General features: G+C 70.2%; 8 protein-coding genes. 6 read left to right on the top strand and 2 right to left on the bottom strand.

What is annotated here, in order from left to right; all coding sequences use genetic code 11:
• Window positions 1-1983, bottom strand: a 1983-nt coding sequence (locus ACWDR3_RS35735) for a Helicase associated domain protein (RefSeq protein WP_450356726.1), incomplete at its 3' end; no start/stop codon positions are given.
• A 105-nt stretch (window positions 1984-2088) separates the two neighbouring features.
• Here ACWDR3_RS35735 and ACWDR3_RS35730 point away from each other — a divergent pair.
• Genes ACWDR3_RS35730 through ACWDR3_RS35720 form a run of 3 tightly spaced genes read left to right on the top strand, consistent with a single transcriptional unit; the run spans window position 2089 to window position 4497 of the window.
• Window positions 2089-2406, top strand: a complete 318-nt coding sequence (locus ACWDR3_RS35730; protein ID WP_450356725.1) for a helix-turn-helix domain-containing protein — start codon at window positions 2089-2091, stop codon at window positions 2404-2406.
• A complete protein-coding gene (locus tag ACWDR3_RS35725; protein WP_450356724.1) occupies window positions 2403-3932 on the top strand; it encodes a helix-turn-helix domain-containing protein in 1530 nt (509 codons plus the stop codon). The genes ACWDR3_RS35730 and ACWDR3_RS35725 overlap by 4 nt, the downstream gene beginning before the upstream one ends.
• A complete protein-coding gene (locus ACWDR3_RS35720; protein ID WP_450356723.1) occupies window positions 3925-4497 on the top strand; it encodes a helix-turn-helix domain-containing protein in 573 nt (190 codons plus the stop codon). The genes ACWDR3_RS35725 and ACWDR3_RS35720 overlap by 8 nt, the downstream gene beginning before the upstream one ends.
• A gap of 109 nt (window positions 4498-4606) precedes the next feature.
• On the opposite strand, the gene ACWDR3_RS35715 is transcribed toward ACWDR3_RS35720, so the two are convergent.
• A complete protein-coding gene (locus tag ACWDR3_RS35715) occupies window positions 4607-4852 on the bottom strand; it encodes a DUF2283 domain-containing protein (protein ID WP_450356722.1) in 246 nt (81 codons plus the stop codon).
• 2709 nt (window positions 4853-7561) lie between these two features.
• Between ACWDR3_RS35715 and ACWDR3_RS35710 the strand changes: the two genes are divergently transcribed.
• The 3 genes from ACWDR3_RS35710 to ACWDR3_RS35700 all read left to right on the top strand — a co-directional run bounded on the left by ACWDR3_RS35710 (window position 7562) and on the right by ACWDR3_RS35700 (window position 10892).
• Window positions 7562-8389, top strand: coding sequence for a hypothetical protein (locus tag ACWDR3_RS35710; RefSeq protein WP_450356721.1), 828 nt, complete (start codon window positions 7562-7564; stop codon window positions 8387-8389).
• Between the two features lie 474 nt (window positions 8390-8863).
• Window positions 8864-10273, top strand: coding sequence for a diacylglycerol/lipid kinase family protein (locus ACWDR3_RS35705; RefSeq protein ID WP_450356720.1), 1410 nt, complete (start codon window positions 8864-8866; stop codon window positions 10271-10273).
• Window positions 10266-10892 carry a phosphatase PAP2 family protein gene (locus tag ACWDR3_RS35700; protein WP_450356719.1) on the top strand — a complete coding sequence of 209 codons (627 nt, stop codon included), beginning with the start codon at window positions 10266-10268 and terminating at the stop codon, window positions 10890-10892. The genes ACWDR3_RS35705 and ACWDR3_RS35700 overlap by 8 nt, the downstream gene beginning before the upstream one ends.
• The last annotated feature ends 75 nt before the right edge of the window (window positions 10893-10967 follow it).

Genomic DNA, 10967 nt, shown 5'->3' with positions numbered 1-10967 from the left:
GTTGTGCTGTGTCCTGCGGGCGGCCGCGCGCTGGTTCTTCGCCCACACCCCGATGGGGAAGCCGTCCCCGCCCCACACCGCGGACGCCGGCGGCAAGAAGTGCCCGTGCACGGCCGCGTACGAGCGGGCGACCTCAAGGCCGGCGTCCCACGCCGACGCGTGCACCGACCACACCATCCCGAGCGCCTCGAGCTCGGCGACGCGGCCGGCTTCCAGGGTGCCGGCGGCGTAGTACCGGCGCTGATCGGCGATCCACATCCCCAGCGGATATCCTCCGGCCGCGCCCCACTCCTGAGGTGCCACGAACAGGTAGGGCACCCGGAGTTCGGCGTCGCCCCTCTCGCGTAGCCACCGTGTCGCGGCCTCGACACCCCGCCGCCAGTACGCGCCCTCGGGATCGAGGACGCGCAGCCGGATGAACTGTGCCAGCGCGGACGGATCCCGCTGCTCACCGAACCGCAGCACCCCGGCAGCCGCCCCGCTCACCCGCGTGACGCCCTGCCCCCGCCCCTCACCCCCACCCTCGCCCTCGAACTCGCCTTCACTCTCGTTCTCGTTCTCGGACTCGCCCTCCGCACCGTCCTGTCCGGTCCGGGACCGGCTGTTGCGGATGCGGGGGTCGGCGAGTGCCTCGACCGTCTCCGTATCGTGGGACCGCAGTGCCCCGAGGATCTTCACGAGAGTGCTCAGCGAGGTGGAGGTGAGCATGTCGTCGGGATCCTCGTCCGGTCCCAGGAACACCGGAACGATCAGCGTGGCCAGTTTCCCCGCGCCCGGTCGCATCCGCAGCGCCCGCCCGACCATCTGCACGATGTCGATCATCGACCCGCGCGCGTCAGCGAACAGCACCGCGTCACACTCGGCCGTGTCGACGCCTTCTCCAAGGACGCGCACGGAACTCAGCACACGCAGAGCAGCGGGAACATCCCGCCCCTCGAACTCCGGCCCGCCCAGGACGTCCGACGCGAATTCCTCCAGCACCCGGCGCCTGCGCAGCGGCGGGTGTTCGCCGTACAGCCAGTCGGCCCACACCCGCTCCGCGGCCGGGAACGTGCCGGGGTCGTCGTGGGCGAGCCGGGCCGCCGTCACGGGCACCGCGGCCGCCATCGCCTCCGCCTCACCCACCCGGCTGTGAAAAGACAGCACCCGCCGAAACCGCTCCTCGGCACCAGCCCGCATCAGCCCCGTCTGCACCGCCGCCAGCCGGGCCCCGCGCACGGCGTCGGAGCCCGCGTCCTCATTCGTCAGCGCGGCGTGGAGGGCAGGGTCACGGATGTCGAGACACAGCACCTGATACGGAGCCACCAGCCCCCGCCGAATCGCCTCCGACAGCCGCAGCCTGTAGGCGACCGGCCCGAAGACGGGGGAGTCCTCCTCCATGCTCGCCACCAGCCGCCCAGCGTCGCCCTCCGCCTCCCAGACACGCGCCGTCGCCGTCATGTAGAGCCGCCGCGCCGCCGGAATCCGCTGCTGGTCGTGCACGGCGGCCCACGGCCGGCCCGCGTCACCGCTCACCCGGTGCGCCTCATCCACGACCATCAGGTCCCACACCGGCAGTCCGGCCGCGTGCGCCTGCTGCACCACACCCTGGCCGACACAGGCGTAGGTCGCGAACACCGTCACCGGATCCGGCCCCGACGTCCACGCCGTCAGCTCGGCCGGATCCGTCGTGCATGGCACGCCTTCGCTCTCCTGCCCGCGCAGAGAACACACCCCCACCATCGCGCCCCTGCGCCCGCCCTGACGCCACGCACGCGTCATCTGGGTGAGGAGATCCAGGGTGGGCACCAGGACCAGCACGCGGCGGGCGGACAGCCGGCGCGCGGACTCGACACCGATCAGCGTCTTCCCGGATCCGGTGGCGGCGACGACCTGCGCCCTGAGCCCGTCGGCAGGCATACGGTCGCCGGGGAGCGCGGAGAGCGTCCGGACGACCGAGTCAACGGCCTCGACTTGATGCGGACGCAGCGTCACATGCGGCATCCGGACATCTTCCACCACACCTGCCAGGCACCTGACCAGCAGCACCGAACACGCAGGATTGCAATTTCCGCATCATCCATGCACATATCCTGTATACTTTCCACTATGAGCATGGCCCTGGAGGAAAGGGTGCGATCGGCGATCGCCGCGCTCCTGTATGCGACGGGTGAGTCCCAGGTCGATCTCGCGACCGCGCTGGGAGTGAGCCAGGCTCAGGTGAGCCGCCGTCAGTCCGGAGCGGCCGCCTGGAGCCTGGCCGACTGCGACGTCGTGGCCGCCCACTACGGCATCGACGTACTGGAACTGCTCGCCGGCCCCACCCGGGCCACGGAATCCCTGCCCAGGAAACGACGCCGTCCCGCCGCCCGCACCGCACCCCGCGCCCGCCGGGCCGCCGCCGTGCACAACGGGGGAGCCCGATGACCGACTTCGAGGCGATCGACGCCCTGCTCGCCCGCGCCAGGCAGGAAACCCCCCTGCCGCCCGTCGAAGAGCGCCGCCCGCTGCGGGAGGCACTGAACGTCTCACGCGCTCAACTCGCGCAAGCCCTGGGCGTCGGCGCGTCCACAATCGGGGGCTGGGAGTCCGGACGCGACCCCAACGGCGAAGTGCGGGAGAAGTACGCGTACTTCCTGGAGGGAGCCCGTACCAAACTGAACACCGCAGCAACCGCAGAACCCGCCGTCGAACCCGCACAGGAATCGGCGCAGGCCGACGAACCCCTCGACCTCGACGACGTCGACGAACTCGCCGCGCCCCAGCCCTGCGTACTGTGCGGGCAACCCGCCCGCCACCAGGTCGAAGGGTTCCCCCAGCATCTGGACCCCGCCGACTGCGGACCCGCCCAGCCCATCCCTGCCCCCGAGGCCACCCCGACCGCCGAACCGGCCGGGCACGCCGAGACCAGACGCCCGGCACCCGCAGACCGGCCGAGGCGGCAGACCGGACGCGGCGTGAAGGTCGTACCGGTCGGCCGCCGTATGCAGACCGCCGACACCCCCAACCTGATCGCATCCGCCGTCGCGGCCGCCCTGGCCGAGCACGCCGGTGACGCCGACGCCGCGACCGCGGCACTGGTGAAGCGCGCGATCCCGGATGCCATGGCACTCCTGGACCACACACGCAAAGGCGGCCGCTACGACCTCGTCGCCCACCCGTGGCTACCCGACGTCCTGCGCAAACAGACCGCACGCGGTGCCGACCAGATCTGGGAAGCCCGCCCGAAATGGGCCCGCCCCGAACTCCCGCCCGGCGAACACGAGGTGACCGCCCTCGACATCAACGGCGCCTACCTGAGCGCCCTTAAGACCCACCTCCCGCTCGGCCAGCTGGAACACTCCAGCGGCAACCACCACGACCGCCGCCGCGCCGGCATCCACCTCATCACCCCACCCCACTGGGACCACGACCAAGTCCTGCCCAACCCCATCGGCAACCGCGACGAAGGCGGCGCCCTATGGGTGACCGAACCAACCCTGCGCCTCCTCCTGCGGATCTCCGGCCCCACATACGGCCTGTGCGAGCCGCCGGAGATCCACGAGTCCTGGACCTCCGGCGCGACCGAGGGCCTGCTGGAGAAGTTCCGCATCGCCCTCAAGGACGCCCGCGACCAGGCGATCGCCGCCGACGACGACGTGACCCTCGAATACGTCAAGGCCATGTACTCCAAGTTCGTCTCCACCCTCGGGGAGTCCAACTACAACCGGGAGCTCTACCGCACCGACTGGATGCACCTCATCCGCTCCCAGGCCTTCGCCAACCTCTGGTGGAAAGCCCACCGCGCCTACGACCAAGGCCTCCTGGTCGTCCGCGCCATGGGCACCGACGAACTCCACGTCACCGGCGACTGGCACGCAGTCTTCCCCGAAGGCCGCGGCGTCACCGAAGTGAAGGTCAAGGACGTCTACACCGTCGGCACGACAGAAGAGGAGGAGGCCAGACATGCCTGAGCGCAATCTCGACTTCGGCAAGTTCGGCGCCCGCGGCATCAAGGGCCACGAAGCCGTCGCCCGCCAACTGGACGCCCTCGCCGGCTACATCGCCACCCCCATCACCGCCCGCCGCGGCCTGCTCGCCCGCCTGCACTACCTCACCCGCACCGACCACGCCCAGGCTGCCGCCCGCGCCGCCGGCCTCACCGTCACTGCCCGCACGCTGCGCGCGTGGCTGAACGGCACCCGTACCCCCTCACGCAAGAACCTCGCCGCAATCGAACGGGCCTACCGCACCGTGCGGCGCGAGAACGTCGCCCGCCACCTGCTCACCCGCCTCAACCGGGATGGTCGCGGCACCCGGGTGGAGTTCCACCCTCTCAACCAGTCCCAGGTGGGCCGCCCCTACCAGCGGCCGGTGGAGTTCCGGACGATGAACGTGCGCCGCTGGGACAGGATCGTCGCCGCGTGGGCGGCCGACGACGACCAGGAACTGGACGACGCCTGGGTGGACCAGGTCGTCGACCTCGGCTCCCAGTGGGGCCAGTACGAGTACGTCACCAACATCGGCTTCGCCGCGTGACGTCGCTGGAATGAGTGGCTCCGGAGCGCACACGTGCCGGAGCCACTGAGCCTTTTCCAACCTGCGCTGGTGGCTGTGCTGAGGGGCACTCGCCGGACTGCTCCCGGGCTCAACTTCCCTCGGAGTCCAGCTGCTCGGCGGCATGGAGCAGGTAGGCGGGGAGCTTCGAAGTGGCGGCTAGGACCTCGATGCCGATGAGACGGCCCTGGTCGTCGAAGTCGAGGTTGATCACGCCGTCGACGTCGATCGGATCGCAGGGATAGGTATGTGCTGATCTCACGTTGACCCGCGGGTCGGTGAAGTATATGTACGCCGCGTTCACGCTCTTGTCGTAGGTGACTTTGACGTTAGGCACGATGCTGGGCCCCTTCTGCGTTGTTGATCCCGGTCTCGTAAGTGCGCTGTGCGGCTCGCCGGTGGTTCGGGGGACGGCGCGGGCGGGTTGGGTGAGGGCCGTGAGGCTGCTGAGATGTCCTCATTTCGGCTCTCTGGGGCCTGGCGGTCGCTGGGAGTGGCTGGACGGTTCATGGACGTATCCTCGACCACCTGCGGCAGTCCGTATGTCGAAGGGTCGCTCGGCGACGCGAAGTGAGTCTTGGCTCGAATCCCGTGAACGACGGTCCTCACGGGGGGCATGACGCCCTGTCGGGAGACCTCTACCGCATTCTCTGGTCAGGAGCGTGGAACGGGGCGGCCGACGTCGGCCAAGAGGCCTTGCGGTATTCCTTGGCGAATCCACTGCACGGCCTGTTCTGAGGCGTACCCGTCGGGTCTGACGAGCAACGTCTCACCTTGCCTGCGCATGATCCGGGCAGCTTCCTCCGCGCGCACAGGTAGCCCGAGGTAAGCAGCGCCGGGGCGTCGCCACGTGCGATCGAGAGCAACTGCGCCCGGGCCGGCGCACCATGCGTGTTCGGTAGGCCAACCGACTCCCCAGGCCCAGCCCTCGACATAGGCGAGTTGAGGGCTGGATGTCCGGGCCCAGGTGATGGACTCGAGATAGCACTGCCCTGGCTGGCCAAGGGTCTGGTCGCTACCTGGACGCTCGGCGGGAGTAAACAGTCGTCCGTGCTCAAGTAGAAGGCCAGCCACGCCGGCATGGGTCCAGCCGGGGGTCCTGGCGCGCGGCCCGGCCTCCATCCGCAGATGCTGTATCAGCCAGCACTCGGCATCACTCAGGAGCACAGTTCTCCCTCCCTACCGGGTACCTGGAATATGGGCCCTGCTGTAAAACGAGCTGCTCAGCCCATCGCAGGACTATTTCACCAAACTAGCCCCCTCGATCAGCAGGTAACTGTCCAGGCAGGGTGACCCGAACCAGGTCCAGTCGTAGGCTCCCGGTCCCTTGGAGCCCCCGCCCTGGCTGCGGCGTACCCACTGCTTGCGCACCGCGGCGAGAGCCGCCAGGTCTCCGCGACGCTCCAGAGGAACCTCAACGGCAACGACAGCTCCGGCAGCGCCAACCTCAGCCGCCCGGACGGCCCACGGATCAGCTTCGTCAGCTCCTTGACGCCGAAGTCCGACACGACACAGAGCCCGGTCGGCAACCCGTGGTGTGCTCGTTCCCACCGCGATGCGCCTGCTCGGCCCCCCGGCCTGGTACGCGCCCGGCTTCCCGCGCAGATTCCACGGCCGGTTCGGTCTCAGCGAAAGGGCGCCCGAGCCCGAACGCGCAGTCTCACGGGGTTGACCCCGGCCCATAGGGTCCTGCCCTGCGCGGAGTCCGGCTGGGGTTGCACCGCTCAGCGGGCCGCAAGCCTGCTGACCAGACAGTCCCCCCGGCTCTTCTCGGAGTGCGGATGATCCAGGGCATACGGGGCCGAAGTGAGAATGGCCATGGACGGGACACAAACACCGTGGTCGGGGTCGTGGTGGGCCCGACCATGGCCCCGACCACGCCGCCGACGGGGATGGGTGGGGGCGGCATCCGCTAGGACGGCGGCAGGGGCAGCAGTGTCTTCGGACCGCCCGCTGGTGGCGTGCCGCGCAGCTGCTCAAGAGGCGTGCCGGCGGCGCCTGTTGGGCGTCAGCCGGTCAGTGCGCAGACCGGGATGAGCTGCGCAGTCGGTCCGCGCAGACGGGCTGCGCAGCCGGGCCCGCCGGCCAACTGCGCAGGATCTCGGAGCGCGTTGTGCAGCCTTCTGCGCGGTGCATTGCGCACACGGTGCGCAGGCGTGATCGCGCAGGGCTCCCCAGGACCGTGGTGGGTCTCGTGGTCGGGCCTGCCGTGACCCCACCACGGCTGCCGGGTGCACATGTTGCCGGATCGTGACTGGCGGTCGGGGCTGGTGGCCGTCGGTGTGGTCGGGGTCGGCGGATGAGCTGAGGGCATTCATCTCGCCTGCCACCTGCCACCTGTCATCCGCCGGTCCTGTTCCCGCGGAGGCAGCCGATGCTCGTCATGGCGTCGGCGGCCTGGTGTGCGGGCGCGGGCGATGAGCCGTTTCAGGCCTGGGTCCGGGATCCGGCGTGGGGTGATGGCGGGGACCAATTCGCGCAAGTCGCAAACGGCTTCTTCCGTGACCGTCGGCTGTCGTTCATAGCGAAGGGCGTTTTCGGTCTGATCAGCACCCATCGGGACGGCTGGCAGACGGCGTTCGCTGATCTCGTCCATGCCGACCCCGATGGACGGGATGTCGTGCAGGCGGCACTTGAGAGGCTCCGGTGCGGGTGGAGTACTTGGGCAGACGCGCCGGGGAGTGCCTCGGCGGCGCCTGGACGGAATGCGCGTCACCTGCACCAGCAGTCAGCCGCCGCCGATACTGTGCCTGGTGGTTCCCCAGGATCCGGTGGGCGTTGGTGCACCAGGACGTCGAGGCCGCCCTCGGCGAACCACTGCCGGTCTCACGTACGGTCCGGCCGCCGCCGTGCACCGTTTCCTCGCGCGAGCCGCAGACGGCGCCCGGCGCTACGAGTTTTTCCTGCGGTAGAACCGACGCAGGTCATAGAGATCGTCGGGGCACCCGACGGGCCCGTCCGGAAGGAGGAACGGCCGGTCGGGGACAGTGTGAGACTGCCGTCGGATCGTCACATCAAGGCCGCCGAAGGCTGGTTGACTGGCCCTGTGACTGAACTGATGTACGTACCGGATGCCGAGGACGGCTGGGAGCCCGCGACGGAGCCCGCGCGTGGACCCCATGCCAATCCCGCCCAGCAGGCCTCGATGTTCCAGAGCGTCGGGTGGCCCCTGTACTCGTTCGCCTACCTCTCGGTGGACCTGGACGCGGTAGCGCGGCGGCTGAGGCTCACTGTCGAGACGTCGTGGGACGGACACGGCAGCGTCCGAGCGGCGTTCTTCGTGCTGGGGGGCACGGATTTCGCCGCTACCCATCACGAGGGGGACGCTCCGGGCACGCACATCTGGACCCGGACGTTGGGTCCGATCGACCCGACCGCGCGCGCGGACAGGCTCCTGGCCGCGCTGGGCGTGGGGCCGGAAGTCGTCTTGTACTCCACGTGGGGTGCCGGCAGCGACCTTTCGGACGTTCCCCCGGCCTGGAGTCGTGCGGGGCGGGCCATGCGCAAGCCGGCGCAGTCCCGCCAGGACTTCTGGGAGATCTTCAAGACGCATCCACGTATGTACGTCCGTCGCGACACTTTCGAGGCGGTGACCGGGTTCCTCACCGGCTACGACATCGCCGCCGCAGGAGACCTGCTGAACGGGTTTCAGGAGTGGCTCGCCGACAGACTGGGCTACGGCACCAACCTGGTCTGGACACGGCTGGTCCTGCTGTTGGCCTTCCCTGATGACATCCCCGCGGAACCGTGGTCCGCCGAAGACGAACAGCACGCTGTGGACCACCTGATCGGGCTGCTCGACGAGTACTTCGAATCGCTCGCCGCCGTCCCGACGGCTGACGGCACGTCGCCACCGCCCCGGCAGTCGTCCTGAGCGGAAACTCCACAGAGGTCCGACCGGGTTCGGCCCGGAGACTCCCCTCACGGGTGCGCATCCCACGGTGTCCGGGCGACATGATCGTTCCCGTTCGGAGTCCGGGCCGGCCCAACCCCGACGCGGCGGCAGCTGCGCGATGACCGGCTGGCCGCGCACCGAACGCCCGAGCCTCCCCGCTGTCGGTCTGCCGCAATGGCAAGCGGGTAGATCCGGGCTGGTCGATTTCGGCTATGCGGGAGAAGACTTCGCCTTCGACTGCGGGGAGGGAGGGGGCTGCGCCACCGTCAAGTAACACGCCCCCGCGATCCGCTTCGCGGCATGAGCCCGAGCCGTCCATCCCGCCCGGTCGAGGAGAAGGGGCACACCGCGTAGATTCCATGGACACCGACCAGAAGCGCAGGTGTGACGAGCAGACGCGGCGGCCGCCGTGTGATCGCGGCCGGCCGCCTCATCCATGTTGGGGAATCGACGTTGAACGAGACCGGAACGACACGCGAAACGCAGCGTCACGGATCCGACAAGGGCCTCGGTTCGGCGCGGGCTCTCGCCCGTCTCGCCCTGCTGTGCATCGCGGGCGCGGTGGCCGCAGTGGTGGCCGGCGCCAACCACTGGTTCGTCCTGTTGCTGGGCCTCGCGGGTCTCGGACTGGCCGGCGCGGGCCTGTGGTGGGCATTGGCGCACCGCGGATTCGCCCGGATCCTCGGCGCGCTGCTGGCGATCACCGCACCCGTCGGCGTCCTGGTGCTGTACGCCGTGTCGGGCCTGTGGGTGGTCGCGGTGATCGCCCTCGCGGGGTGGACGGCCGCGCTCGGCTGCGCGCGCAGTGCCCTGCGCCGTCTGCGCAAGCCGCGCGGCATGCACACCCGCACGGTGCGGCCGCCCCGCCGGGCCGTGCTGATCATGAATCCGAAGTCGGGCGGCGGGAAGGTCGTGCAGCACGGACTCGTGGAGCGGGCCGAAGCGCTGGGCGCGCGAGTGATCGTGCTCGACCTCGACACGGATCCGGACCCGGTGGCACTGGCCCGGCAGGCCGTGGCCGAGGGAGCCGACCTGCTCGGTGTGGCCGGCGGCGACGGCACCCAGGCCCTGGTGGCGGGAGTGGCCGCCGAACACGGTCTGCCGTTCATGGTCGTGACGGCCGGCACCCGCAACCACTTCGCCATGGACCTCGGCCTGGACCGGGACGATCCGGTGAGCAGCCTGGACGCGCTCTCGGACGGTGTCGAACTCCGCGTCGACCTCGGGGACATCTCCGGCCGGCCGTTCGTCAACACCGCCTCATTCGGTACGTACGCCCACATCGTGCAGAACCCCGACTACCGCGGCGCCAAAGCGGTCACCGCGCTCGACCAGCTGCCGGACCTGCTGGCGGGCGAGGCGGGCGCCGCACTCAGTGCCCGGACCGACGAAGAGCGGTTGGAAACGCCCCAAGCGGTGCTGGTCAGCAACAACCCCTACGCACGCGCCGACCCGCTGACCGGTGGCCGCAGGGAGCGGCTCGACACGGGCGAACTCGGCTTGATCGCGGTTCGGGTCGGAGGCGCCGTACAGGCCGCCGAAGTGGCGTTGCTGGGGGAGCGGGCCAGCGGCATCACGGTCCTGACGACCCGCAGAGTCGTCGTGGAGTCCGACGAGGAGACCATTCCGGTCGCCGTCGACGGTGAGGCACTCGTCCTGCCGCCGCCCGTCGTGTGCTCGATACGACCCGGCGTGCTGCGGGTCCGCGTCCCGCGGGAACGTCCCGGGGCGCCGTACGTCGCTCCGACCGTCGACTGGTACCGCGTCGTGCGCCTTGCCTTCGACCTGTCGCCGCACGCACGTGAGAACCACGACCGAGCGGCTCCCTCACGCGACAAGAACCAGGAGCAGAGCGATGATTGACCGTCAGACTCGGCAGCAACGAGTATCGCAGGGCCTGTTGCGCGACCTCGCAAGCCTCGACCAGGCCCTCTACGAGGCCGTGACGGTCACCAGCACACCCGCACTGGACTCGGCATTGCGCCGCCTGTCCGCAGCGGCCGATCACTCCAAGGTCTCCTTCCTGATCGCCGCCACGCTTGCCCTGCGCCCCGGCCGCTCCCGCCGCGCCGCGGCGATCGGCGTGGCGGCGATCGGCGTCGCGTCCACCACGGCGAACCTCCTGGGCAAGCGTCTTGTACGGCGGCCACGCCCCCACCGTGCCGAGAACTCGCCGTTCCCGGCACGGCATGTCCCCATGCCGGCGTCCGCCTCGTTTCCCTCCGGGCACACCGCGTCCGCTGTCGCCTTCGCCGCTGCGGTCGGGCCCGCGTTCCCGCCCGTCACCGTCCCTCTGGGACTCCTGGCCTGTGCTGTGGGGTATTCGCGCATTCACACCGGGGTGCACTACCCGGGCGACGTCATCGCCGGCGCCGTCCTCGGAACGGGCGCGGCCGCCGCCGTCCTCGCGGCGGCCGCACACTGGGACGGCCCGATCGGCGGCAGCGCCCGGCGCCTGACCTGTGGCTCATCTGCCCGGTGACGGCCCGTGGTCCGGGCGGTCGGACGCCCGGACGGCAGGCATCTCCCGATGGTCGGTTCACGCCACCCCGGAGTT

Source organism: Streptomyces sp. NPDC001002 (genome assembly GCF_053599215.1).
Note: the sequence above shows the minus strand (reverse complement) of the source record. Positions and strands in the feature narration are given on the sequence as shown.